The 24855-nt window shown below is 50.3% G+C and carries 22 protein-coding genes; 9 read left to right on the top strand and 13 right to left on the bottom strand.

The window, feature by feature from the left end:
- Nucleotides 1-57 precede the first annotated feature (57 nt).
- Nucleotides 58-975, bottom strand: a complete 918-nt coding sequence (locus tag JFL75_RS11330; RefSeq protein WP_215626798.1) for a PocR ligand-binding domain-containing protein — start codon at nucleotides 973-975, stop codon at nucleotides 58-60.
- 133 nt (nucleotides 976-1108) lie between these two features.
- Here JFL75_RS11330 and JFL75_RS11325 point away from each other — a divergent pair, with 133 nt between their 5' ends.
- The 7 genes from JFL75_RS11325 (at nucleotide 1109) to JFL75_RS11295 (ending at nucleotide 9859) form a co-directional block, all read left to right on the top strand.
- Nucleotides 1109-2020, top strand: a complete 912-nt coding sequence (locus tag JFL75_RS11325) for a nucleotidyltransferase family protein (protein WP_215626797.1) — start codon at nucleotides 1109-1111, stop codon at nucleotides 2018-2020.
- A 2-nt stretch (nucleotides 2021-2022) separates the two neighbouring features.
- A complete protein-coding gene (locus tag JFL75_RS11320; RefSeq protein ID WP_215626796.1) occupies nucleotides 2023-3183 on the top strand; it encodes a phosphotransferase enzyme family protein in 1161 nt (386 codons plus the stop codon).
- A gap of 159 nt (nucleotides 3184-3342) precedes the next feature.
- A complete protein-coding gene (locus JFL75_RS11315; protein ID WP_215626795.1) occupies nucleotides 3343-4506 on the top strand; it encodes a GGDEF domain-containing protein in 1164 nt (387 codons plus the stop codon).
- A 512-nt stretch (nucleotides 4507-5018) separates the two neighbouring features.
- On the top strand, nucleotides 5019-6248 hold the full coding sequence (locus tag JFL75_RS11310; RefSeq protein WP_223292630.1) for an aminopeptidase: 1230 nt from the start codon (nucleotides 5019-5021) through the stop codon (nucleotides 6246-6248).
- 175 nt (nucleotides 6249-6423) lie between these two features.
- The gene (locus JFL75_RS11305) at nucleotides 6424-6924 is read left to right on the top strand and encodes an RNA polymerase sigma factor (protein ID WP_215626794.1); all 501 of its coding nucleotides are present in this window, start codon (nucleotides 6424-6426) and stop codon (nucleotides 6922-6924) included.
- Nucleotides 6921-7661 (top strand): hypothetical protein, encoded by a 741-nt coding sequence (locus JFL75_RS11300; RefSeq protein WP_215626793.1) that lies wholly within the window; start codon nucleotides 6921-6923, stop codon nucleotides 7659-7661. The genes JFL75_RS11305 and JFL75_RS11300 overlap by 4 nt, the downstream gene beginning before the upstream one ends.
- A gap of 2 nt (nucleotides 7662-7663) precedes the next feature.
- Complete coding sequence (locus tag JFL75_RS11295; RefSeq protein ID WP_215626792.1) at nucleotides 7664-9859, top strand: caspase family protein; 2196 nt, start codon at nucleotides 7664-7666, stop codon at nucleotides 9857-9859.
- A 143-nt stretch (nucleotides 9860-10002) separates the two neighbouring features.
- On the opposite strand, the gene JFL75_RS11290 is transcribed toward JFL75_RS11295, so the two are convergent.
- The 8 genes from JFL75_RS11290 to JFL75_RS11255 form a co-directional block, all read right to left on the bottom strand.
- Nucleotides 10003-11172, bottom strand: coding sequence for an aminotransferase class I/II-fold pyridoxal phosphate-dependent enzyme (locus JFL75_RS11290; protein WP_215626791.1), 1170 nt, complete (start codon nucleotides 11170-11172; stop codon nucleotides 10003-10005).
- Between the two features lie 27 nt (nucleotides 11173-11199).
- On the bottom strand, nucleotides 11200-12057 hold the full coding sequence (locus JFL75_RS11285) for a carbohydrate ABC transporter permease (RefSeq protein WP_223292629.1): 858 nt from the start codon (nucleotides 12055-12057) through the stop codon (nucleotides 11200-11202).
- On the bottom strand, nucleotides 12054-12947 hold the full coding sequence (locus JFL75_RS11280; RefSeq protein WP_215626790.1) for a carbohydrate ABC transporter permease: 894 nt from the start codon (nucleotides 12945-12947) through the stop codon (nucleotides 12054-12056). The genes JFL75_RS11285 and JFL75_RS11280 overlap by 4 nt, the downstream gene beginning before the upstream one ends.
- A gap of 62 nt (nucleotides 12948-13009) precedes the next feature.
- Nucleotides 13010-14284 carry an ABC transporter substrate-binding protein gene (locus JFL75_RS11275; RefSeq protein WP_215626789.1) on the bottom strand — a complete coding sequence of 425 codons (1275 nt, stop codon included), beginning with the start codon at nucleotides 14282-14284 and terminating at the stop codon, nucleotides 13010-13012.
- A 136-nt stretch (nucleotides 14285-14420) separates the two neighbouring features.
- The gene (locus tag JFL75_RS11270) at nucleotides 14421-15188 is read right to left on the bottom strand and encodes a hypothetical protein (RefSeq protein ID WP_223292628.1); all 768 of its coding nucleotides are present in this window, start codon (nucleotides 15186-15188) and stop codon (nucleotides 14421-14423) included.
- 42 nt (nucleotides 15189-15230) lie between these two features.
- On the bottom strand, nucleotides 15231-16802 hold the full coding sequence (gene murJ, locus JFL75_RS11265; RefSeq protein ID WP_285291978.1) for a murein biosynthesis integral membrane protein MurJ: 1572 nt from the start codon (nucleotides 16800-16802) through the stop codon (nucleotides 15231-15233).
- A 58-nt stretch (nucleotides 16803-16860) separates the two neighbouring features.
- Nucleotides 16861-17652 carry a glycerophosphodiester phosphodiesterase gene (locus tag JFL75_RS11260; protein WP_215626787.1) on the bottom strand — a complete coding sequence of 264 codons (792 nt, stop codon included), beginning with the start codon at nucleotides 17650-17652 and terminating at the stop codon, nucleotides 16861-16863.
- 44 nt (nucleotides 17653-17696) lie between these two features.
- Nucleotides 17697-18176: a PspA/IM30 family protein gene (locus JFL75_RS11255; RefSeq protein ID WP_223292626.1), complete on the bottom strand. Its 480-nt coding sequence runs from the start codon at nucleotides 18174-18176 to the stop codon at nucleotides 17697-17699.
- Between the two features lie 114 nt (nucleotides 18177-18290).
- On the opposite strand from JFL75_RS11255, the gene JFL75_RS11250 reads away from it, so the two are divergent.
- Entirely contained in the window at nucleotides 18291-19586 is a 1296-nt protein-coding gene (locus JFL75_RS11250; RefSeq protein WP_223292625.1) for an OmpA family protein, read from the top strand.
- 20 nt (nucleotides 19587-19606) lie between these two features.
- Here the strand turns inward: JFL75_RS11250 and JFL75_RS11245 are convergent, their stop codons facing one another.
- From JFL75_RS11245 to JFL75_RS11230, 4 genes are all read right to left on the bottom strand, one after another.
- Nucleotides 19607-20302 carry a M48 family metallopeptidase gene (locus JFL75_RS11245; RefSeq protein WP_215626786.1) on the bottom strand — a complete coding sequence of 232 codons (696 nt, stop codon included), beginning with the start codon at nucleotides 20300-20302 and terminating at the stop codon, nucleotides 19607-19609.
- A gap of 38 nt (nucleotides 20303-20340) precedes the next feature.
- Nucleotides 20341-21273 carry a polyamine aminopropyltransferase gene (gene speE / locus JFL75_RS11240; RefSeq protein WP_215626785.1) on the bottom strand — a complete coding sequence of 311 codons (933 nt, stop codon included), beginning with the start codon at nucleotides 21271-21273 and terminating at the stop codon, nucleotides 20341-20343.
- Nucleotides 21258-22019: an adenosylmethionine decarboxylase gene (gene speD, locus JFL75_RS11235; RefSeq protein WP_223292624.1), complete on the bottom strand. Its 762-nt coding sequence runs from the start codon at nucleotides 22017-22019 to the stop codon at nucleotides 21258-21260. Before speD ends, speE begins: the two co-directional genes overlap by 16 nt.
- A 341-nt stretch (nucleotides 22020-22360) precedes the next feature.
- Nucleotides 22361-22864: an REP-associated tyrosine transposase gene (locus JFL75_RS11230; RefSeq protein WP_215626783.1), complete on the bottom strand. Its 504-nt coding sequence runs from the start codon at nucleotides 22862-22864 to the stop codon at nucleotides 22361-22363.
- A gap of 154 nt (nucleotides 22865-23018) precedes the next feature.
- On the opposite strand from JFL75_RS11230, the gene aspS reads away from it, so the two are divergent.
- Nucleotides 23019-24851: an aspartate--tRNA ligase gene (gene aspS / locus JFL75_RS11225; protein WP_215626782.1), complete on the top strand. Its 1833-nt coding sequence runs from the start codon at nucleotides 23019-23021 to the stop codon at nucleotides 24849-24851.
- The last annotated feature ends 4 nt before the right edge of the window (nucleotides 24852-24855 follow it).

The raw sequence follows: 24855 nt of genomic DNA, 5'->3' as shown, positions 1-24855 counted from the left end.
GCAGTACCAGTAATCCCGGGTACTTTCCGGCTTGTCAGTCCCGGTGCTCCCCCGCACTCACATCAGGGACATCCGTTCGAGATCCAAAGTATTCTGGAAGGGTTCCGCCATTTTTTCTTCGGCGCTCCGGGAATCCCGGATGGACTTGATGAATACCGACGGAGCGGCCAGGCGGACCTTCTTGTAAATCCTGGAAAAATAATAGGGATCGTCGTAGCCCACCCGGGCGGCGGCCTCCCGGATGGAAATATCCGGCTCCATGGTGATAATACTTTCAAAACGCTGAATCCGCTTCAGAATGTACAGCTGCTTAAAACTGAGCCCCAGCTGGCGTTTTAAGGTATGGGAAATCGTGGACCGGCTCCGGTTCATGGCGTCCGCCACGGTATCGAGGTCCGGTGTTTCCGTGATATGGTCATCCAGCCAGTGGACAACATTCTCCGCCAGTCCGGGCCTGCGGACCTTCACGTATTCCTGGGTCACGATATAGGCGACGAGCATGGAGAAAAGCCGGAGCATATTATCCAGGGCGGGCTTGTCAAAAAACGGCTGCGCCAGAAACGCCGCTTCCAGAACATCCTGCTCCTGGCCGGCCCGTTTCCAGGCATCTTTTATTTCCTCCGGCAGGGTTTTACTTGTTCTGAGCTGCCCAAGCATACCGTAGCCGATGAGGGCGCCCTCCAGTTCGATGGGAACCACCGCCTCCGAAAGCCCGGCGTAGCAGTGGTACACCGTGAGCTCCTGCTTTACGCCGCAGCGTTCACACATAAGTTTATCCTGGCGGCAGCACCGGTACCGGAGCCGCAGTTTTTTCTGTACCATCCGGCAGAACCGGGAACCGGGATTCTGGAGTCCGACGATGAGTTCCTCCATGTCCGCGGAGAAAACCGTAATTTTTACTTTAAAGCAATACGCGAAACTATCAATAAGCTGCTGAACTTCTTCATTGAAAAATAAACCCAATTTTTCGGCCATGGAGAAATACTATAGGCTCTTTGCACGTTTGTCCATCTTTTTTACTTCCCCGGCTATTGATAATATAATTTATGGAGGGCATGATTTTATATTATATGCCCTCATTAGTAAAACAGATGCAAGGGGAGTGGCTATGAAAGGACCAGTATTGGTTGTTTTGGCGGCAGGTATGGGCAGCCGTTACGGCGGGCTTAAGCAGATGGACCGGATCGGTACAAACGGGGAAGTCCTCCTGGATTACTCCGTTTTCGATGCCATGCGTTCGGGGTTTTCCAAGGTTGTTTTTGTTATCCGCCAGGATATTGAAAAGGACTTCCGGGAAATTGTCCTGGGCCGGATGAAGGGATCGGTTAACTGCGAAGTGGCCTTCCAGGAACTGGATAAACTTATTCCCCCGGAAATCATGGAAAAATCCCGGGCGGTAAACCGGACGAAACCCTGGGGAACGACCCACGCCCTGCTGTGCGCCAAGGATGCCATCGACGCGCCTTTCGCCGTGCTCAATGCCGATGATTTTTACGGAAAAGAAGCCTTTGACGCCATTGGATCATACCTTTCCGGGCCGGAAGTCCGGGACGGGGCCATTGTACCGTATAAACTCGAAAGAACCCTCAGCCCCAAGGGCAGTGTCGCCCGGGGAGTCTGCGAAATCCGGGACGGATACCTCACATCGGTAAATGAACTCTTGGCCATAGAGCGGGAAGCGGGAGGCATATTCAATACCGCGCCGGACGGCAGCAGGCGGGAACTCGCTCCGGATACGCCGGTTTCCATGAATTTCTGGGGCTTCCCCCTGGAAGTGTTCCCTGACATGGAACGGTACTTCAGCGATTTCCTGGCTGAGTCCGGAGACCAGCCGAAGAGCGAATGCTACCTGCCCATGGCGGCGGACTGGTTCATTAAAAATAATCTTCTTAAAATCCGGTCCCTGGAAGCGGACCCTCACTGGTTTGGGGTCACCTATAAAGAAGACCGGGAAGCGGCAATCAAACGTATCGCCGATCTCGTAAGCCAGGGAATTTACCCGGCAAAACTCTGGAGCTGAGTATGGGTACGGATCCGCTGTCTCTGCTGTACAATATCCTGGACCGGTTCGCGCTGTACGGTGATTTTGAAACCGCAAAACCCTATGGCTCGGGGCATATCAACAGTACCTTCATGTCCCGGTGGAATCAGGCGGGGACCAGGGTCCGGTACCTGCACCAGCGGATCAATGAAAGCGTATTTGTCCATCCCGACCAGGTGATGGACAATATTGTGCGGGTAACCGCTCATATCGCGGAGAAACTTACCCGGTCCGAAGTCCCCGGCCCAAGCCGTCGGACCCTGACGGTTATTCCCTCCAAAGACGGAAAGCCCTGGGTCCGGGACGACGAAGGCGGGTGGTGGCGGACCTATCTTTTTATTGAAGGCGCCCATACGCTGGAACTGGCGAAATCCCCGGAGGAAGCCCGTTTCCTGGGGGCGACCATCGGCGCCTTCCAGAAGCAGCTGGCCGATCTGGACGGGCCCCGGCTCCATGAGACCATCCCGGATTTCCACAATATGGAAATGCGGTACCGCCGGTTTTCCGAAGCCATCGCGAAGGACGCGCATAACCGCGTTAAGGATGTTCAAGCCGAAATCGCATTTATGCGGGAAAATGAGGAACGGGGGGCAGCCCTCATCCGGGCTCTCCGGGACGGCCTCATCCCGGAACGGATCTGCCACAACGACACAAAGATGAACAATATTCTCATCGACGACGGAAGTTCCGAAGGCCTCTGTGTAACGGACCTGGACACGGTAATGCCCGGTACGAGTCTTTTCGATATGGGCGACCTGATCAGAACCGTGACCACCCGGGCCGAAGAGGACGAACGGGATCTTTCCAAGGTTGAATTCGACCTGGGCTTCCTGGAAGCCCTCATGGACGGGTACGTTTCCGCCGCCGCGGAATTCCTGACCCGGAGCGAAAGGGATCTGCTTCTGGAATCGGGCCGCAATATCACCCAGATCATGGGTCTGCGGTTCCTGACGGATTTCCTCGAAGGGGATCACTACTACCGCATTGCCCGGCCGGGCCACAATCTTGACCGCGCCAGAAACCAGATAGCCCTGATTAACTCTATGGATTCAAAATGGGGAGAAGCCCTGGATCTCGTCAGGGATATCAGCAGCCGCTATGAAAAACCGGAGGATTCCGGATCTTTCGTAACATACTATTAGAAATCGTAAAAAGGCATATTTTTCTCTTTAAAACGTTGGTTTTAACGGTACCGTTGATATAATTTCTATAGCGCAACGGGAAAACGGCATCCATACGCTGATTCCAGGAGGAGGTCTGTTATCAGGCTATACGGTTTATGGAAATACTATAAATTCGATATGGATTCTCTGGAGGCCTGCAAAAAGGAAATACAGCGCCACAACGCTGCGAGCCTCAGGATTATAAGCCTCGTTGCGGCAATCATGCTGGGACTGTATTCTTTTTTCCCCTTATTAATAGAAAAAAATACCGTTAAATTTTTCTTTTATACCGGAACCATGCTGGCGGAATTCTGTATTTTTATCGCCGCATCACGGCTGCGGAAAATAAACAACATCCCTCCGTGGCTTGTGTACGCCGGGTTCCTCTGTTTTTTTTCCGCGCTCATGTTTTTCGGCATTTATATCGGCATCCTCAATGTCGGTACCCAATATGCCATCAACTTTATGATTTTCCTTGTCTGTTCGCAGCTGATGTTTGTTTTTACTCCCCTGCGGAATCTCGTGATGAATATCGTCACGGTGCTGATCTTCAGTATTCTTTCCATGTCATATAAACGCCCTGAGATATGGGCCGTGGATGTGGTTAACGCTTCGGTTGCCGGGATTGCCGGATTTATTTTTAACTGGAATATCGCCCACGCGCTTATCAGCAAAATTCTCACCGGCCAGAAGCTGGAGGAGGAGCGGAACCGCTTTAAGGAAGCGAGTATTACCGACGAACTGACCGGTCTCAGCAACCGCCGTGATTTTTTCCATTCGGTAAAATTTTATACTTCCGTATGCCAGCATGTGCGGCAGACGATCTGTATTATTATGATGGATGTGGACCATTTCAAATCGTACAATGATTTCTACGGCCATACCAGCGGAGATGAGGCGCTCAAATCCATAGGGAAGGTACTGAACCAGCTTGCCGTGGAAGAGAATATTTTTGCCGCGCGGATAGGCGGGGAGGAATTTATTATTCTCTGGACGGAAAACCGTTTAAGTGAATCCCGCCGCCTGGCGCTGAAAATACGTCAGATGATTATTGATCTTCAGATTCCCCATGAGGATTCCCCCACAGCGCCGTATATAACCGCCAGTATCGGCATGTATATACTCCGGGGCGGATCAACGGATACCGCGGAGGAACTGTATAATCAGGCTGATATGGCTATGTACGAAGCAAAAAAACACGGCAGAAACTGCATTGTCATGTATGATTCGGCGGACCAAACCTATCAGACCGTTACCCCGGAAGTCGGGGAAATCGTCTTCTACCGGGCGCCCGCATTATGAGGGGGAGCGCCGAGTCTGACAAACCTGGAATCATCCATGTGTAACCAGTGCCGCGGGGCCTGTCGTGTATAAAAGGGTATGGCTCCGTGTCGGCCTGCGGCCTCGAAAGTCGCTCATACCCTTTTATACACGACACCCGGCGATACAATTGCAGGCTGGATGATTCCAGGCTTAACCGGCTCGGTGCTGCCCTGTCGAGAGGGCTGCTCCCCCTGGCTCCAAACCTGCATAACAGGTTTTACGCCACCCCCACTTCTGATTCCCGGGTTGCGGTGAATCACACTCCGATATAGGTGCATTGCCCTGAACAGAACGTCCCCCTTACCAAGCGTCTCCCCCTAAACCGGAACAGCCAAAGTCCCCGCCCCATTGAGAAAAGGCAACGAAGCATGGTGTCGTGATTGTAACGCGGGGTGCCGGGATGTATGGGGTATGAGCGACTTTCGAGGCCGCAGGCCGACGAGGAGCCATACCCCATACATCCCGGCAGGACCCCCGGTCCCATTATATCCATGCTTCGTTGCTCATATCCCAACGGTACACTGCGGCTGTCCCGGCTTGACCCCATTGCTGTTGAACGCCATACTTTCGGTATGAACGCCGCCAACATGAAATTTTCGACAATTGATGCCGTGCTTCCGGAACTCCGCGAAGCAGCGCGGATCGCAGTGGATGAATCCCTCAAGGTTAAGCCGGGAGAACAGGTTCTTATTGTGACCAATCCCCAGGGAGATGTCTCCCGGATTTCCCAGGCCATATACGATGCAGCCCTCGATGCCGGAGCAAATCCGGTGCTTCTGTACCAGCCGGTTAAAACCCAGCTCGATTTCGCCGAACCCGCGGTTATTGCCGCCTTCGAAGCGGAACCTTCGGTATTCATATCCCTGAGCGCGGAAAAACTCGGAAAGGACAGGAAAGGTATTGCCGCTCCCTACCGTTACAACGGGGAATCCTGGGACCATATTTTCCATCTCCAGATGTACGGCAGGAAAACCTGCAGGGCTTTCTGGTCCCCCAGTACCACCGTTGAATCCTTTATACGGACCGTTCCCATTGATTACGGACTGCTGAAACGCCAGTGCGATGCCATAAAAAAAGTCCTCGACGCGGCGGCTGAAATCACGGTCACCGCTCCCGCGGGGACAGATATCCGTTTCGGTCTCAGAAAACGGGAAGCAAAATCCGATGACGGTGACTTTTCCCGGGGCGGCCGCGGCGGCAATCTCCCCGCCGGGGAGAGTTTTATCAGCCCGGAAAACGGCACCGCCCAGGGAACAATCGCCTTTGACGGATCCATCAGCCTCCATGACGGGGATATTGTGATCCGGGAACCGATCCGCTGCACCCTGGACCGGGGTTTCATAACCGAAATATCCGGCGGTACCGAAGCGGATGCCCTGCTGAATACCGTTACCTTGGCGGAAAAAAACGCCCAGGAATACGAAAAACAGGGGAAACTTCCCCCGGGGGCCGGCGCGGTATACGCCCGGAACGCCAGGCATATCGGAGAAATAGGAATAGGGCTCAACCCGAAAGCCCGGATTACCGGCAGCATGCTGGAGGATGAAAAAGCCTTTAATACATGCCATTTTGCCGTGGGCCTCAATTACGACGGGGACGCGCCGTCCCTGATTCACCTCGACGGGCTGGTCACCAATCCCACCATAACCGCCATTATGGAAGACGGAAGCAGGGTTATAATAGAAGAAAACGGCAATCTGACGGAATCTTTCCGGGGGTAGGGTCCGGCGGCTTCCGGCCCATTTCGCGCCGAAAAGCCTTAAAAAACGCCTGTTTCGTGATATATTTCATATAACGTATATATACAAAAAAAATCAGTCCCGCGGTGTAAATTATCCCACTACCGGTGTTGTATTATTGTACGTATCATAATAAACCGGTTTTTAGGTACGAATAATGGAATCACATATTGATGTTGAACGGTACTATGAAAAATATGCCCCCATGGTATACCGGCGGTGCAAGCAGATGCTTCGCAGCGAGGAGGACGCACTGGATGCGGTGCAGGATGTCTTCTTCAAGCTTATCAAAAGCAGCAAACGCCTGAGAAATGATTTTCCTTCAAGCCTTTTGTATACCATGGCTACCAATACCTGCCTTAACCGGCTGCGCTGGAAAAAGCGCCACAGTGAGACAGGTCATGATGAAGCGGGGGAAGGCATACTGTTGAGTGTTGACCGGTCCTATGACCATGTGGATGCGAAGCTTCTGGTTGAACACATCCTCAGCACCGAATCAGAAACCACCCGGGCCATTTGCTTTATGTACCACGCGGATGGCATGACATTGGATGAGATAGGAAAAGCTATGGGTATGTCTATTTCCGGCGTCAGAAAACGCCTGGTAACATTCCATAAGCGGGCACGAATAAAAATTGAGGAAGGGGATGAGCTATGAACAGGCCATCACACATTTCGGTGCTTATGCTTGAACGGTATAACTGCGGTGAGGTAACCGCGGAGGAAAAAGAACAGATCGAAACCGCGCTTGACTCCGACGCGGGACTGTCCCAGGCGCTGGCGGATATCCGCCGTTCCGATTTTGAATTCAGAAATACCTATCCGGAACACAGCTCCCTTCCCAAGTCCGGAAAGAAGAAATACAGAACCGCAGCTGTTGCTCCCATTGCCTTGGGCCTCTGCGCCGCGGCGGCGCTCTTTGCCGCTATGCTGCCGCTTTTCAGGAGCGATGCTTCGGTTCCCATGACCGACCGGATGAAGGGCGGGGCGGAGCTGACTGTGTATTTAAAAACCGACAACGCCAAGCTCCCGGATAACGCGGTCCTGGGCGCCGGGAATACTATCCAGCTCGCGTATATGGTAAGCGGAAACCGGTACGGTGTTATTTTTTCCATAGACGGGCGGGGGGCGGTTACCATGCATTACCCCTATTCCATGGAAGGCAGCACCCTGCTGGTTTCCGGAAAACGTACCGCCCTGGAGGACGCCTACACCCTGGATGACGCGCCGGATTATGAGATTTTCTTCTTTGTTATCGATGACGAACCTCTGAATGTAACCAAGATTATGAATTCCGCGGGAATAATGGCCCTCAACCCCGGAACAGTTCTGGAGCAAAGCAGCAGGGTTTTCAAAGATTATGAAATCAAAACCGTTGTTCTGAGAAAGGAGTGATTATGAAACGGGTTATTACGATAGCTTTTCTTGCTTTTTTTGTCGTCACAACCGCTGCCTTCGGAGCGGTTGAGAACAGTACCCGGCGCTTCGGCATTTTTGTCGGCGCCAACAACGGCGGCCGTGACCGTACAATGCTCCGGTATGCCGTAAGCGACGCCCAGTCGGTTTCCAAGGTCTTCGGTGAGATGGGCGGAATCCAGCACAGTGACAATGTGCTTCTTATTGAACCGTCAATCAGGGAAATCGACCGCCAGATTGATCTTGTCCAGGGAAAAATCAATGAAGCCGCGGGAGCGTTCAAACGGACCGAGGTCGTATTCTATTACTCGGGCCATTCCGATGAAGAAGGGCTCCTGCTCAACCGGCAAAAATATTCCTACCGCGAACTCCGGGAAAAAATCAACAGCCTTTCCTCCGATATGAGAATCGTCATTCTCGATTCCTGTTCCTCCGGCGCGTTCACCCGGGTAAAGGGCGGTGTTAAGACCATGCCGTTTATGATCGACGATTCCATTTCCGCGGAGGGCTACGCTTTCCTTACATCCAGTTCCGCCACTGAGGCTTCCCAGGAATCGGACGCAATCCGGGGTTCATATTTTACCCACAGCCTCGTTTCCGGTCTCCGGGGCGCGGCGGATATGGTGGGTGACGGCCGGGTTACCCTCAATGAGGTTTACCGTTTCGCCTATACCGAAACCCTCGCAAAGACCGAAACATCCCTCCACGGCGCGCAGCATCCCAGCTACGATATGCAGATAAGCGGCACCGGGGATGTGGTCCTTACGGATATAAAGGAAACCACCGCAAGCCTGGTCATAGCGGCTGATGTAACCGGACGGATTTCCATCCGGGACAGTTCGGACTATCTCATGGCGGAGATCACTAAGACAAACAACAAAGTCATGGAAATTGGCCTTGAACCGGGGCTGTACAGGCTGGTGCTGCAGAAGGGTGACGCGTTCTACCGGTCGGAAGTTTTCCTTTCCAAGGATCAGCGCACTCCCCTGAGTATGGAGACCTTCTCCCAGATTAACGCTACCGCCGCTGTCGCCAGAGGCAATGCGGTTCAGCCCGTGAACGCGGCGGACGATGAGAGTGACAGCCCGGAGCCGGTCAAGACTTTCCAGTTTGATATTATTCCCGATAAATGGATGGGCCGGGAAATTGACAAAGTAACAAACAATTTCCTTCTTGGCCTCGTTGCCGCCGACGGATACAATCTTCGCGGTATCGGCGCCGGCTTCGGGTATGTCATGAATTACGGCGATGTGATGGGTGTCCAGGGCGCTCTTGGATTTACCAAAGTATCGGGAAAATTAACCGGTGTGCAGGGTTCCGTCGGATTCAATATGGCTGAAAGTGACGTTCTGGGTGTTCAGGGCACAGCGGGACTTAATATCGTCTCGGGGAATCTGACCGGTGTCCAGGGCGCCGCGGGGGCCAACTGGGCCAGCAAAAACGTCCGCGGTATTCAGAGCGCCGGCGCCTTCAACTACACCGGCGGAGATCTCCACGGTGTGCAGGCTGGTGTAATTAACTGGACGAGAGGCGGCCTTACCGGTGTGCAGGCCGGTGTAATCAATGGAAGCGGCGAAGACGGCGCCGGTGTCCAGCTGGGTGTGATCAATATTTCAAGAAATGAGAAGACCGTGCCTATAGGGGTTCTGAACTTCGTCAAGGGCGGTATCTTCAGTCCGTCGGTATGGGTCGATGATATGTCGTTCATGAACGTCGGGCTGAAAACCGGTTCCAAATATGTATATTCAATACTCAGCGCCGGTGTGCAGGAAATTCCCATCGGGGACAACCATAAAATAGCTTTGGACAGGGACATTGAGGATAATCTTATGATCTACCGGGCGGGCCTCGGAGTTGAACTGCCCCTGGGACCGGTTTTTGTAAATCTCGATGTTATGTCGGGCAGCATAATAAACCTGAGCGCCCTCAGGGATGAGCGGTACGACGACTGCGATAAAGTCTACGATAAGGTTACTTCCTTTATAGCCCAGGCACGCCTGACAGCGGGATTAAAGTTCTTCCGGCATTTGGGAATCTTTGTGGGTGTTTCCTATGATTACATCAGGCCCCTCAGCAATCTTTCCCCGGTTCCCGACAGCCGCATAGGGTATACCTTTGACTGGAGTGACGACCGGAATATCCACCGGCTGGGATTTTTCGGCGGGATTCAATTCTAGTTATGGACTGCCGCGGCACGTGAGCGGTTTATTGAAACTGCTTACTGCCGTGGTTTATGTATGAGCCGCGTTATTTGAAAACAGCCCCGGTTTTTCCGGGGCTGTTTTTTTAAAACGAAAAGAACCGAATCAACCGGGTGAGACTAAGAGATCGTCCCAAGTGCCCGGGAAAGATCATCCATAAGCTCTTCCGGTTTCTCAAGCCCGATGTGGAGGCGGACCAAACCCAGCCTGTCCGGCGGGATTTCCGCGGGGTTCTGATATTTTACCGCATTGGGAAACACCAGGCTTTCGTATCCGCCCCAGCTTACCGCCCGTTTGAACAGCCGGAGCCTATCGGTAAATTTTATCACGTCACGGATATCTTTGGTTTTCAGCTGGATGCTGAAAAGCCCCGAGCCGCCACGGAACAGTTTTTGGGACAATGCCGCCTGGCCGTAGGAATCAAGCATGGGATACAGGACACTTTCAACCTTGGGATGGCTTTCGAGATAGCGGGCCGCCGCCAAAGCCCCTTCATAATGGGCTTTCATTCTGATATGGAGCGTCCGCAGTCCCCGGAGCAGCAGCCATGCCATAAACGGATCCGCCACGGTCCCAAGCTGGAGGAATTCCTGTTCCTGGATCAGGTCGATATCTTCCTTTGAGCCGGCAATAACCCCGGCGATTATATCACTGGCGCCGCCGAAGTATTTGCTCCCCGAATGGATTACAAGATCGATCCCCATGGAAATAGGGTTGCAGAAAATCGGGGTCGCCCAGGTATTGTCCACCATGGTTTTAATACCCCGTTTCCTCGCTTCCGCCGCGATTGCCGGCAGATCCTGGAGCTTGAAGGTGAGGGTGGTGGGGCTCTCGAGATAAATTACTTTCGTTTCCGGCCTGACCGCCGCGATAACTTCCCCGGGATCGGTTCCTTCAACATAGGTAACGGAAACCCCGAACCGCGCCAGGTACGTACTGAGGAGGGTTCTCGTCCAGGAGTAGCAGTCCTCAACGCACACCACATGGTCTCCGGATTTAACAAAAGCCATGACCGAATGGGAAATAGCCGCAACTCCTGAAGACACAAGCTTTGCCCGTTCGGCCCCTTCCAGGGCGGCAAGCTTTTTTTCCGCAAGCATCACCGTGGGATTGTTGCCCCTGGTGTACAGCGAATGGTTTACCTCATCGTTGATCGCATCCCTGAATTCCGCGAAGGTTGGAAAACAGAATATGGAAGTCTGAAAAATCGGCGGACTTACGGCATTGCCCGGAAGGTTGTCCTCGTCCATGTGATGCAGAATATAGCTCAGGCTGGTTTCGCTGTCCATTGTAAAAACTCCTTTGGCTGCCGCCGGTTATCCTTTTACGCCGCCTTCGGTAAGACCGGCGACTATGTATTTCTGTCCGAATGCAAAAATTACCATGGTAGGAATCAGGGCTACCACAATGCCGGCGCTCATGACATCCCAGCTTACCCCGGCCTTTGAGATAAATGAATTCAGCGCCACCGGGACCGTCAGCTTCCTGTCGCTGGAAATTAGCATAACCGCCAGGAAAAGTTCATTCCAGACATTGACAAAAGCAAAACTGAAGATCGCCACAAGTCCGGGCAGGGTGATCGGGAGGATCACCTTAAACAATGCCGTAAAGGGGTCACATCCGTCAATGAGAGCCGCTTCTTCAATAGAGGCGGGAATCCGGTCAAAGAATCCCTTGGCCATGATTGCGCCGAAGGCGACGGTGGTAGCGGCGTATACCACCGCCAAAGCAAGCCGGTTGTCGGTTAATCCCATCTTTGAAAGCATAAGAAACAGCGGTGTCATCAGCAGGAAGGACGGAACCATCTGGGTAAAATATAAAACCAGCAGCAGCCCCTGTATTTTTTTACTGGTCTTCAGCCGGGAGAGAGCAAAGCCTGAAAGTACGCTGGCGATAAGTCCGCCGAAGGATGCCAGCAGGGAGATCCACAGTGAATTCGCGAAGTACGTTCCGAATTTTGCAAACCCCAGCAGCTTCTGGTACCCGGCGAAGCTGATCCGTGACGGAAAATACCGCAGCGGGAATGTGTAGATTTCCTGGGATGGTTTGAGGGAGGTTATTATAATCCAGAACAGCGGCAGCACGGCAAATGCGAGGAACAGTGCCAGGGCAATAAAACGGGACAGCCTCCCGAAACCCCGCTTGACCATTTTTTTTGAAGAATACTGCTTCATAAAGTAAGCTCCTTCCGGGCGACAATCCTGAGATAGAAGAAAGCGAATACAAACAGAATCGTTATTATTATGAATCCCACCGCGGCTCCCTGCCCGAAGTCGTACGCTTTCATAATTTTATTGATCATCTCGGTGGCGAGAATATTCGTGGCGTTCGCGGGTCCGCCGCCGGTCATACCGTAAATAATATCCGGAAAATTCATGATCCACATAAACCTGAGCAGTACCGTGCTGGTAATGGTTGACTGGATATATGGGATAGTCACCTGGAAGAGCTGCCGGGGTTTTCCGGCACCGTCTATCTCCGCTGATTCATACAGTTCCCTGGGAACCGACTGGAGCGCGGCCAGAAGCATGATGGCGAAAAACGGAATGCCGTACCATATATTCGCGATTATCACCGAAGCCATGGCGTACCGGGGATTTGAAAGAAATCCAATAGGTGTATTTATAATACCGGTTTTCATTAGCAGATCATTGATGATCCCGAACTGTCCGTTGAAAAGCCAGGACCATACGAGTCCGATGGCAAACCCCGATAATGCCCAGGTATAAAAAACAAAACCCGTGTATATTCCCCGTCCCCTGAAGGGTTTCCGGAGCAGCAGCGCCAGGGTGAATCCAAGGATGAACTGACCGGCAAGGGAGATGAATACCCAGACCGCGGTATTAAAAATAATCTGGGTAAATTTGATATTGGGATTGGTAAAAATGGCGGTAAAATTGTCAAATCCGTTAAACCGTGTCTGGGAAAGATCCAGCATGGTATACCGCATAAAAGCGATGCTGATGCCCCGTACTACGGGAAAGTAAATAAAAACCGAGAGAAGCAGAATGGCCGGAACGAACATCCACAGATGCGCCCGGCCTCCGATTCGTTTTGTTCCCATGGAGACTTCCTTGATTGAGATAAGAAAGGGCGCCCGCGGATTGGCAGGCGCCCGTGCTCAGATTAGTTCTTCCAGTAATCGGCCCAGGCCTTTACCGCGGCCTCGGGGGTTGTCCTGCCCATAAGGGCGGACTGCATATACTGTTCCTGAACCTGTCCCCAGCCGGGGAATTTTTCGGAAGCATAGGGATACTTTATAAAGGTAAACCTTCCGGGGGTGTTCATGGTTTTGGCCCATGCCTGGTACAATCCGCTGTTAAAATACGGATCACTTTCAAAGGATGTTGTATGGACGGGAAGGGCTCCGTATTTTTTACAGAATTCCGAATTCTGTTCCGATGAAGACATGAAGGCGATAAAATCCCAGGCGGCTTCCTTGTTTTTTGAATATGAAGGAATTCCGAAGCCGGCAAATCCGTAATCAAGGTATATGGTTCCGGATCTTCCGGCCGGCATGGGGATGACAGTATATTTATCCCTTCCGAGCTGTTCATCGAGCAATGGCACCGTATCCGGGTCCTGTATCAGGAAGGGAGTTATACCGGAGACAAAGGCGTTGATCTGCTCATTAAATCCCCAGTTTATAGAATCAGAGGGAGTTCCTTTTTCATACAGATCAATATATTTTTTCAGCGCCGCCAGATACTGGAGATTGTCGTAGACGGAACTGCCGTCCTTCATTTTATAGAAATCCTCCGTATCAACGCCGGCAATATCCGAAATAATCATGACATCCGAAGTTTTAAACGCGCTGCCTTTTCCCCGCAGGGTAAACCCGAACTGATTCTGCGCCGGATTGGTTATCCGTTTGCAGATATCGTACAGTTCATCCAGGGTTTCGGGCATTTTAGTTACTCCGTACCGGGCAAGGATATCGTTTCTAACGAACAGCGCTTTTATAAAAAAGAACTGGGGAATGAGATACGGCCGCCCGCCTGCTGAGGATGCGGCTTCCGTTGTTATGGACAGCAGCGTCCCGGCTTCGTCCCATTTTTCCAGATACGGCGTCAGGTCCTCAAGGCGGCGGTTGGTAACGTACTGGGACGCGGTAAGGTCCCGTACTTCCACAATATCGAGCGCTTCCTGGGCGTTCAGCATCATGGTGAGTTTGCTGTCCGCCTGTTCGTAAGGCGGTGAGATAAGGTTTATTTTTACATTGGGATGCAATGCCTCGTATTGGGCAATCATGCTGTTAAGAACTTCCGTTCTTGCGGGGCTGGTCATGACCTCCAGAAAATTCAGTTCAATTTTGCCGGAAGAGCCCTGCTGGCCTCCTCCTGCAAAAAGCATCGCCGCTGCCATGGATAAAGCCAAAACGCACAGGAGCAGTTTCTTCATGTTATTCTCCTTAATTAATTAAATGAAAGATTAAATTCATATTAAACGGTTTTCAGAAAGAGTCAAGATTTTTTGGCGGAATTATCCGGAGTTTCCCGCTTGCGTTAAAAAAGTTGTTTTGAAATTACAGCCGATGCTATATCTCAAGGACGGATAACATTTTCCGTGTCCAATTTTCGTCCATTTTGATGAGCCGGTTTTTCTTAAGATTTTCCTTAGCTATCCAGCGGATATGCTTGTTTGTGCTGCCGGCCATGGATTCAAAGAGCTTTTTCCCTTCCTCCGGCTGGGCGGCAATAACCACGCTCCAGCCGTATCCCAGGGTTTTCCGGAGTACTTTTTCATCATCGGAAAGGGAGCCGGAATTTTCGAATGTATTGGTAATGGTTTGCAGCAAACGGAGAATACGTTTGTTTGCTGCGGCATTGGTCAGCAGTTTCGGCTCGCAGAACGCCGCGGCAAGGGCGCGCTGTTCCAGGGGATTCCCCTGAATCCACGGCGCCGTTTCTTCAAGAAGCCGTTCAAGAAAGGGATTTTTCTCCTTGGAGAAATCTTTCCGGCCCTGGCGGGGAGGGATGCCTTTTGCGGCTATTTCCTGAAACGCTATGGCCACGGCTTCCCGGATACGCCAGCTGCCGTGGGACGCGTAAGGACGCAGGAACTTAACTGTCCCCGGAATATCATCACTATGGTACAAACCGTATCCCACAATACCGCACATGCCGGCGAATTCTTCGGGGCTGTTGGCCGTATCTGTTTTGATATACGCAAGGCATTCTTTGATTGCTGCGGCGTCCGCCTGCCGGGAAAACTCATGGAGCAATTCGAGATTGCCCCTGGGACTGGGAAGGTTGGAGTGTTCAAGCAGATAGGATACGGAATACATTCCATTATTGTACGGCACACCGCCGGAAGATAAAAGCCCCATCGGTTTAGTTGTTTTCCGTTAATTTCTTTTTCGCTTAAACATTCCCGCAACGGCTTTTGCCTGTTTGTCTTTCGTAATAACCAGCAGAAGTATTCCAATTGCCGCAAAAATTATTGTGGATACGATGAAGGGAATGCCGTAGGAAATAAACCTTCCCCTGCCGGAGAAATATCCAAGCAGCAATGGATTCAGAAAATGGAGCGGAACCGCGGCGATACATGAAAATACCGCCAGTTTAAGCGTATATACCAGGGCCGAACGCAGGGCTTTGCCTACCGCGATATTGGGATTTCGCCGGAGAAAAACCAGAAGCAGAATGGTATTCACCGCGCTGGCGGTGCTCAGCGCCAGCGCTACCCCGGCTCCTTTCATGGGCCGGACCAGGGCCGCGGCGAGGATGATATTAACCACAAACGAGAGGATTCCCGCCAGGGTCGGTGATTTGGAATCACTCTGGGCGTAAAAAGCCGGCGCCAATATACGGTTGAGGGCAATGAAAAACAATCCGGGAATGTGGAACCTGAAGGCGGATAATGTCAGCGCTACCGACTGGCTGTCAAAATTCCGGGTCTGGAACAGAAGGCGTATCAGGGTCTCGCCCTGGCTCAGGCAGAGGAATGTTATGGGTATGGTGATGAGCGCGATGATATCCATGGCGCCGATGAGCCGCCGGTTGTACATATCCCACCGGGATGTTTTTGCGGATTCCGCCAAGTCCGGAAGTAGCACTGTCCCTATGGATACGGCAAAAACCCCGAGGATGAGTTCCTGGAGCCGCAGTGAATACTGCAGGCTTGAAACAACCCCAGGTCCCGCATGGCCGGCCAGAGCAGTGGATACCAGATCATTCAGCTGATACGCCGCCATCCCGATGATAGTGGGGCCGATAAGGCGGAGTACAGCCTTGGTCCCGGGATTGCTTAGCGCTTTTTTCAGACTGGTGAAGGAGAAACGGAATCCCTGTCTGAGTACAAAGGGAAACTGTATAGCCGCTTCCAGGAAACCTCCGATGAGTATCCCCACTGCCATGGCCCGGGCGGGGTTTTTCATAAACGGGCTGAGAAGATAGGCGCACAGGATCGTGGCGACATTGAGCAGAATCGGAGCGAAACCCGCTGGGGTGAAAATACGGACACTGTTGAGAATTCCCTGGAAAAATGCCGCAATTGAAATGAACGCCAGGAACGGAAACATCATCCGGGTGAGAAACACCGTTTCACTGTATTCTTCCATATTAAACAGCTTTACCACGAAAGGCGCCGCGAGAACCCCCAGGGCAACGGTAAGGCTTACAAAAAAACTGAGGAAGGTGAGGATGCTGGAAAGGAAATCCCGAATTTTCTCTTTATTCCCTTCCAGGAGAAATTCTTTAAAAGTCGGTATAAAGGCGACGGATATAGAACCTTCCGCGAAAAGCCTGCGGAAAAGGTTGGGGATCATAAACGCCACGGAAAACGCATCGGAAAGCGCGCTGGTTCCTAGCAGCGCCGCCTTGGTCATTTCCCTGATGAGTCCCAGAACACGGGATATCAGCGTCAGGATGGACAGCATTGATCCCTGGCGGACCAAAAACCGGGAACCTTGGTCCACGGGTTTGCTCTGTCCCCCTGATTCCCGTGTTTCCGGAACCGGATCGTTGTCGGGAGTCTTATTTTCCGGCACCCTGCAATCTCCATTCCGCCGGCATATCCTGCGGGCGGTTCGTTATAATACCTTCTGTTCCCAGGGCTGCAAGTTTCCGGGCCACCGACGGATCATCCACGGTCCAGGCCGCCATGGGCCTTCTCCCGAGTTTTGAAAGCCAGAAACGGCTGAAACGGCTGACTTGGGCGTACTGGGGTTTAAGGTAATCACACCCGGCAATCCATCGCCCTTCGCCATGCCGCAGCAGGGGCGGCACTCCTTTGTCATCGCCCCAGATAACCGCCGTGGGAATACCGGTCCTCATCCCCCGGAAAGCCCGTATTGCCATGGGGTTGAATGAAGAAACGGTGACGGAGTTCGTTACTCTGTCCCCCATGGTTTTTAATAAATTTGCCAGGAGCCCCGGGAGGGGGTCGTTTCTTATTTTCCTGGTTTTCATTTCAATATCAATATACATGGCCGGACAGAATTCTTCGAGGACATCTTTGAGTAAAGGAACCCGTTCATTTTTGAACGCGGGGGCAAAAAATGACCCTACATCTATGGAACGGATTTCGTCCAGGGTAAGCTGTTCCACGATCCGGGGGTCGCCGGCGGTCCGTTCAAACGTATCGTCATGGGCAACAATTAATTCTCCGGACGCGCACACATGGGTATCCAGCTCAATTCCCGGTATATGAAGCTCCCTGGCGGTTTTAAAGGCAGCCATGGTGTTCTCGGGGGCCAGGGACGAACATCCGCGATGGGCAAAAAGAAGCGGCCGGGGATGGTCAGGCAAGAGAGCAATACGGTTCATTATTCAAACTCCACATTCACTATTTTCTAAAACAGTATCCATAATCACTGGTTGCCGTCCTGAAGTTTCTTCTTAAGATCCGCCAAGGCGGAATCCGCCTGGGCATTCTTCTCCAGGGCCGCAAATTCCCTGTCCTGGGCTGCTTTTTCTTCATCCCCGGGCATAAAACCCGCTACAATGAGGAGTTCCTGTTCCAGCAGGTCCGGGTCTACACTGCGGTCCCGGGCGGCCAGTCCGGGCAGCTGGCGAATCATTCTTTGTATACCGCTTTTAAGATCGGCCGTTTCCGTTTTAAGGGTGTCCAGTTCATTTTTAATCCTCAGGACTTCCTTTTCCGCTTCTTCCGCAAGATCGGAAATGCCCTTGGAATGGGCAAGCTGTATTCTGTTTTCCCACTTATTGATATCGGAATCCAGCTCCCGGATGTTTTTTTCATTGAGCTTTAATGCGGTGATATGGTGCAGTATATATTCCTTTGCGGCTTTGGTGTCCATTCCGGTCAGATCATAGGGGGATTTTTCCACGGTGATCTCCTTATATAATAGCAATTCCTATACTATAAAACTTGTATTACACTATGTATAGAGAAACAAAGGAGTCAAATTCTGAAAAAAAACCTGGTTACTCTGTCCCTCTTTTTGTCATTGATAGTTACTGTAATTCTGCCTGCTCAGGAAACACCCGGTCCGGTACGGCTCGCCCGCAGCCAGACCGGCCCCTATACCATGACGGAACGGTCAAACTGGTCCCGGTATGATAACGGAAAGTATACCGGCCACGTTTACCGGGAGGTACGATCATCAATAATTCCGGAAGAAACTGAAAAAGATGTTTTGCTGTACCGCGGAAATTTCTTTGTCCTGGAGGAGACCCTCAGGGATATGCGGCAAAGCGCCAGAGCCGTGGATGATGTTATTCCTGTTTCTTTCCAAATGTTTTCAGACGGAACCGTTCGAATCGATGATGACAAAGGGTTTCCGCATTTGCGGGGATTTCCTGCTTTTCCGGCGGAATCAGTTCGTCCGGGAACAGTCTGGACCGCCAGGGGGGCGCGGGCGGTGGATCCCCGGAATGAGGGATGTCCCGTTGTGATTCCCATTGTCGCCCAGTATGAATACCGCGGTGTGGAAGAGTATAAAAATATCCCGGTTCACCGGGTTTTTGCCAAGTATGCTTCCCGGTATGAAAGCTCCGGGGGACAGAGCTTTATTAAACTCCATGGCAGTCATGAAGTGGATATCCTGATCCGTGTTTCGGACGGCCTTCCCCTGCTTATGCGGGATACTATGGATGAAACCTATGTATGGCCGGATGGGAGTACCATCCGTTTCAGGGGCTTTACCCTGGTTTTTGGTGAAGGATCCATACCTTTGGACCGTGAGGCGGTTATTGCCTCAATCGGAAGTACTTTAGGCAGTTCCACTGCGGCTAATTCTGTCGGGCATGCAGCAAATGGCCCGAAAGACACGATTGCCGGATCAGGGGATCTTGAATCAACCCTCCGTGACGCTATCGGGCAGGCTTCCGGAGGACCCGGCGGCAATTCTGAGGGAATTTCCGATGGCGGGATCGAGGTTTCCTCTGTCCCCGAGGGGATCAGGCTAACAGTCAATGATATTCGCTTTGAACCTGATTCCGATCAAATTTTGTCTGAAGAACGCTACCGCCTGGATTTGATCGCCCAGGTACTGCGGCAGATACCCGAACGGACTTTCCTTGTGGAAGGCCACACCGCCGCAGTGGGGCGGCCCGCAGGGGAATTAGAGCTCTCTCTGCGGCGGGCAAAACGGATCGTGGAGGAATTATCAGCCCGTGGTATTCCGCAGGATCGCTTTATATACAAAGGCTGGGGCGGAACAAGGCCTCTGGGAGACAATTCCTCTGAAACAGGCCGGCAGCGAAACCGCAGGGTGGAAATAACTATCCTGGAATAAAGGCGCATTCGCTGAATTTTCTATAATTCACCGGAATTCATTTTTTTTCTGATATCCTTCCATGAAGGATACCATTTGTTCATTATTTCATAAAAATGCCGGTTATGGGATGGTTCAAGAATATGAACCATTTCATGAATAATCACGTATTCCAGGCATTCCGGGCTCTTTTTTGCGAGCTCCGTATTAAGCCGGATAGTCTGGCTGCTGTAATTGCAGCTTCCCCAGTGGCTTTTCATTTTTCTGTAGTATATGCCCTTAACTTTCACCCCTATACAGGGCTCCCATTTAGCAACAAATTGAGGTGCCGCTTCCTGGATCAATGACCGGTACCAGGTATCCATTATTTCGGCTTTCTTTTTCTTTTCCGTATTAGGCCGGACAAATAATTTAATGCTCTGTCCCTCCTTTTCTATTCTTGGGTTGCCTTTTTTTTCGATTACTTCAAGCACACATGGGATACCCCATACATAATGGTGCTCCCCGCTTTCCAGGGATAAATTTTTTATATTGGCGTGACGCTGGTATTTTTGACGGTGTTTCTCGATCCAGTCCCGTTTTGATGTGATAAATTGCTCAATATCCCGGGTGGTACAGTACACAGGGGCAGATATTTTAATTTTACCTTCCGGCGGGTAAACCGTAAGACGGAGATGTTTTATCCGTTTATATTCTACGGCTACCTGTAATCCGCCCACCTGAAGATAATCTGCCATGATTCAGTTACTCTGTCCCCGTTTCAATGTTTAAAAAACTAATTCCGGGGGTCAAATGTATCCGGAAAATCGGGATTCTCATCTGTAGAGATTGGTCCTTCTGCGGCTAACAGTTCTTCAATATAGGGGTATTCCGCAAAAAGAGCGGGCCACGATTTAGAGGATATCAGCTTGAGCGAAGTTATATTCCGTTCTGTTATACGCCAGGAAATAATATCCCTCGGAACATTGGCGGGATCCCGTTTGCCGGAAGCGACTGCAAATGACCAAAATGTGCCGTACATTCTTACAAATGTGTAAGCACCCCGAACCACCGGGAAAACTGATTTCAGTGTACGGTGAATTCGTGAAAATGCTTCGGGTCTGGCCTCTGGTGATTCCGAATGCATCACGAAAAAAGATTCATCATCCTTAAGGGTTTTCATTACTGACTGGAAAAAGTCTGCGGTATATAGCTTTAGAGAAGGGCCGGAAGGGTCCGTCATATCCATTATTATTATATCGTATAAATTGGGATCTGATTTTTCAACAAAATGCCTTCCGTCAGTAAAATAGATTTTTACCCTGGAATCTTCAAATGCTCCTCCGTTAAGCGAGCTTAGATGGGTTCGGGCAAATGCAACCACATCCTGATCTAATTCCGCAAAATCAACCTGCTCAACCGTTGAATGGCGCAGGACTTCCCGGAGACTTCCTCCGTCCCCGCCGCCGATGATCAGAACCCGTTTCGGTTCGGGGTGCGCCAGCATGGGAATATGAACCATGGGTTCATGGTATTGAAATTCTACCTTTTCCATTACCTGAGTAGCGCCGTCAAGAAGCAGGGTAACACCAAATTCATCGGTTTCCACCAGTTCAATGTCCTGGAAATTTGTATGTCCTGAATACAGAGTTTTGCCGGTTTCATAAAACCAGCCCGATGTCCGGCTGTACCGTTCCCGAATTTCCCGTTTTTCTAGAAATTCTCGCATTCAAAAATCTCCTGCATTTCTTTTTTTAATAACTCCCTGATCCGTTTCCGCTCTATTGGTTCCAGATCTTCCATATCGGGGCCAAAAAGATAATCATTAAGTTTAAGCTCTTTTTTCTGCATTTTGGTAAGGAAAATATTATCTGACAGGATATTTATGTCATAAACCAAATAATCGGACAGAACATCTTCCGCGATAAAATCCTGGATTGAATTAATATCGTGGTCAATAAAAACTTTCTGTCCTCTGGTATCCCGGGTAAAGCCCCGTACCCTGTAATCAAGTATCACAATATCAGAATCAAAACATGAAATCAGATAATGCAGGGCCCTTAACGGGCTTATCATACCGCAGGTTGAGACATCAATGTCCACCCGGAATGTCGCAAGTCCAGTGTTTGTATCGAATTCCGGGTATGTATGGGCTGTAATATGGCTTTTATCCAAGTGGCCGACAATGCTGGTCTCCGATGAAACCAGCACCTTGGAATCCCGAACTATGGGATCATCCTCGCTGATAAGGGCAACAACGCTTGCTCCCCGGGGATCGTAATCCTGGGTCGTCAGATTGACTAATTTAGCGTCGACAATCCGGGTTACTTCCTCGATTATACCCCGCAGCCGTTCCGAATCGTACTCTTCGTCGATATATTCAAGGTATTCAAGCTGTGACTGCTGTGAACGCGCATAACAAATATCATATATATTAAAACTAAGGGATTTAGTAAGATTATTAAACCCTTCCAAACGGACTTTCCGTCCTCGGACATGCTTTAACAATTCTTCTTATAACCTCCTTGGATAATAAAAATCGAGAAGTATAGTATACTTATTTATAATTATTCCTGCAAGGAGTATGATGTATACAACTCTGTCCCCAAAATCCTATACATTTTCCTAAAACCAATACTACATTAACTATGAAAATAATAAAATTTACGGTTTATTGAATAATAATTTATGAATGCAAAATTAAACAGAAACGAAAGTTTTTATTAGCGTAGTTTGTGATTGAAAATTGTTAAGTAGAAGCGTTTTTTGTCTTTGATTTTATAGAAGCAACTTATTAGCTTACCAGTGATTTATAGTTACAATAAATTATTATATATTTCGCGTATGAAAGGCGGAAGATCACCTAAAATTGCTTTTTTGCCAAAAAGGAAATGGTAAATTCCGCTGTATTTCCATTTCTCAGGGTACTTTGAAAGTTTTGCTCTTACAGGGTTCTGAAAAAGATACTCAAATGTATGGGTAAATTCCCTGAAATTATCAATCATTTTGGAATAAAACCGCTCACCCCATACATGACCGGAAAGATTATGTATTTTATTCCAGGCCCGGGCAAAAACACTGAGAATCCACTGCATTATTCGTGAAATTGACTCTTTGACGCCCGGGCGAATGATAATATGGACATGATTGCCCATGAGACAAAAATTAAAAACGTCAAAAGAATATTTTTGTTTTGCCCGCTCTATAGTTTTAACAAAAAGATTAAAAGTTTTCTTATCATACATAATAATTTCTTTCCTGTTAGCTCGGACGGTAATGTGGTATGTTGCTCCATTTTTTGTGACCCTTGGTTTTCTCATCGTGATTATTATGGAACGGCGGTGAACTATGCTTTAAAAAAATAATGGTACTCTGTCCCTATTGTTTCTATCACAGCAAATCAGGGACAGAGTATAATAAATATACTCTTGCCAACCCACCGCCCTGCGGATATAGTTTTCTTCTATGGAAATAATGAAACGTACAGTTAACTGCGGTGTGCTTCGGGCTGCGGATGCCGGAAAAAACGTTGTCCTCAATGGATGGGTTCACAGAAAGCGTGATCATGGCGGAATTTCTTTTATTAATCTCCGTGACCGCTATGGTATAACCCAGGTTGTTGTTGATCAGGATTCTCCATCGGATCTGGTAAGTACCGCCGAAGAACTGCGGAATGAATATTGCATTGCTGTTGAAGGAATTGTCCGGACCAGGCCTGAAACAATGGTAAACCCGGATATGGAAACCGGAGAAGTTGAAGTCGTTGTTAAAAAGCTTGTTATTCTCAGCCGATGCGAGGTGCTTCCGTTCCAGATTGATGAGGAATCTGAAGCGAAAGAGGAGCTTCGTCTGAAATACCGTTACCTGGATCTCCGGTCCGGCGGCATGCAGCGCAGAATAAAACTTCGCAATGATGTCATGTTTGCCGTGCGGGAGTGGATGATAGAACATGGTTTTTTTGAAATTGAAACCCCTACTTTTATAAAATCGACCCCTGAGGGGGCGCGGGATTATCTTGTTCCTTCAAGGCTTTATCCCGGAAAATTTTACGCTCTTCCTCAGTCTCCGCAGCTGTATAAACAGCTGCTGATGGTATCCGGTTTTGATAAATATTTCCAAATCGCGCGGTGTTACCGGGACGAAGATGCCCGGGGAGACCGTCAGCCTGAATTTACCCAAATTGATATTGAAATGTCCTTTGTCAGCCGGGATGATGTACTGTCTATGACCGAAGGTTTATTTCAGCATGTTTTCCGGAAAACTCTTGGGGTGAATTTACCGGAACAATTTAGGCGTTTAACCTATGACGATGCGCTTGAAATATACGGAACGGATAAGCCGGATCTCCGTTTCGATATACAGCTCCAGGATTTTGCTGCATTTGTGGAAAACAGTGACTTCCAGGCATTTAAGGATGCCCTGGCGCAGGGCGCCGCTGAACAGTCCGCAGCCGCTTTAAAAGGCGTAACCATCTCCGGCGGCGGTGTAAAGGCTCTTGTTGTTCCCGGAAAGGCGGATTATTCCCGGAAACAAATCGAAGAATTGGAAGCCCATGCAAAGATTTATAAGGCAAAGGGCCTCGCCTGGATGAAAGTCGCCGGTTCGGCGGCTAACCCTATTCTGGAAGGCGGAATTTCAAAGTTTTTTGGGGACAGAGCAACTGAAATTACCTCCGGCCTCGGCGCAAAACCCGGAGATCTGATCCTCATTGTGGCGGACTCACGGCGGAGGACGGCGAATATAGCCCTGGGCGCGGTCCGTTCAAAGATTGGCAAAGATTTGGGGCTGTGTGATCCCGACCGTTTTGAATTTGCCTGGATTGTGGATTTCCCGATGTTCGAATTCAATGAAGAAGAAAACAGGTGGGAAGCCGCTCACCATATGTTCTCCTGGCCCCAGGAGAAATACCACGCGACCTTGGAGCAGGATCCGGGGGCGGTAAAAGGCGATCTCTATGATCTTGTGCTTAACGGGTATGAGCTTGCCTCGGGTTCAATCCGTATCCATGATCCGGAACTGCAGAAGCGGATCTTCAGTATTGTCGGTTTTAATCCTATCGAAGCGGAAAAGAAATTCGGCTTTTTAATAGAAGCGTTTAAATATGGTGCGCCGCCCCACGGCGGTATCGCGCCGGGGCTGGACCGTCTGATAATGCTCATGGCCGGCGAGACTTCTATTAAGGAAGTAATTGCCTTTCCGAAGAACTCCTTTGCAGTAAGCCCCATGGATGAATGTCCCAGCGAAGTGGATCAAAAACAGCTGGATGAACTTCATCTTTCAATCCGTTACCCTCAGGAAGGGAATTAACAGT

The sequence above is a fragment of the Breznakiella homolactica genome, assembly GCF_016616095.2.
Lineage (GTDB): Bacteria > Spirochaetota > Spirochaetia > Treponematales > Breznakiellaceae > Breznakiella > Breznakiella homolactica.
The sequence above is the reverse complement of the archived record's forward strand: the minus strand, read 5'-3'. Positions and strand labels throughout refer to the sequence as shown.

Coding starts and splice junctions, on each gene's coding strand:
- JFL75_RS11330 (WP_215626798.1), bottom strand. CDS start 975: ATGGCCGAAAAATTGGGTTTATTTTTCAATGAAGAAGTTCAGCAGCTT.
- JFL75_RS11325 (WP_215626797.1), top strand. CDS start 1,109: ATGAAAGGACCAGTATTGGTTGTTTTGGCGGCAGGTATGGGCAGCCGT.
- JFL75_RS11320 (WP_215626796.1), top strand. CDS start 2,023: ATGGGTACGGATCCGCTGTCTCTGCTGTACAATATCCTGGACCGGTTC.
- JFL75_RS11315 (WP_215626795.1), top strand. CDS start 3,343: ATGGATTCTCTGGAGGCCTGCAAAAAGGAAATACAGCGCCACAACGCT.
- JFL75_RS11310 (WP_223292630.1), top strand. CDS start 5,019: ATGCTTCGTTGCTCATATCCCAACGGTACACTGCGGCTGTCCCGGCTT.
- JFL75_RS11305 (WP_215626794.1), top strand. CDS start 6,424: ATGGAATCACATATTGATGTTGAACGGTACTATGAAAAATATGCCCCC.
- JFL75_RS11300 (WP_215626793.1), top strand. CDS start 6,921: ATGAACAGGCCATCACACATTTCGGTGCTTATGCTTGAACGGTATAAC.
- JFL75_RS11295 (WP_215626792.1), top strand. CDS start 7,664: ATGAAACGGGTTATTACGATAGCTTTTCTTGCTTTTTTTGTCGTCACA.
- JFL75_RS11290 (WP_215626791.1), bottom strand. CDS start 11,172: ATGGACAGCGAAACCAGCCTGAGCTATATTCTGCATCACATGGACGAG.
- JFL75_RS11285 (WP_223292629.1), bottom strand. CDS start 12,057: ATGAAGCAGTATTCTTCAAAAAAAATGGTCAAGCGGGGTTTCGGGAGG.
- JFL75_RS11280 (WP_215626790.1), bottom strand. CDS start 12,947: ATGGGAACAAAACGAATCGGAGGCCGGGCGCATCTGTGGATGTTCGTT.
- JFL75_RS11275 (WP_215626789.1), bottom strand. CDS start 14,284: ATGAAGAAACTGCTCCTGTGCGTTTTGGCTTTATCCATGGCAGCGGCG.
- JFL75_RS11260 (WP_215626787.1), bottom strand. CDS start 17,652: ATGAACCGTATTGCTCTCTTGCCTGACCATCCCCGGCCGCTTCTTTTT.
- JFL75_RS11245 (WP_215626786.1), bottom strand. CDS start 20,302: ATGGCAGATTATCTTCAGGTGGGCGGATTACAGGTAGCCGTAGAATAT.
- speE (WP_215626785.1), bottom strand. CDS start 21,273: ATGCGAGAATTTCTAGAAAAACGGGAAATTCGGGAACGGTACAGCCGG.
- JFL75_RS11230 (WP_215626783.1), bottom strand. CDS start 22,864: ATGAGAAAACCAAGGGTCACAAAAAATGGAGCAACATACCACATTACC.
- aspS (WP_215626782.1), top strand. CDS start 23,019: ATGAAACGTACAGTTAACTGCGGTGTGCTTCGGGCTGCGGATGCCGGA.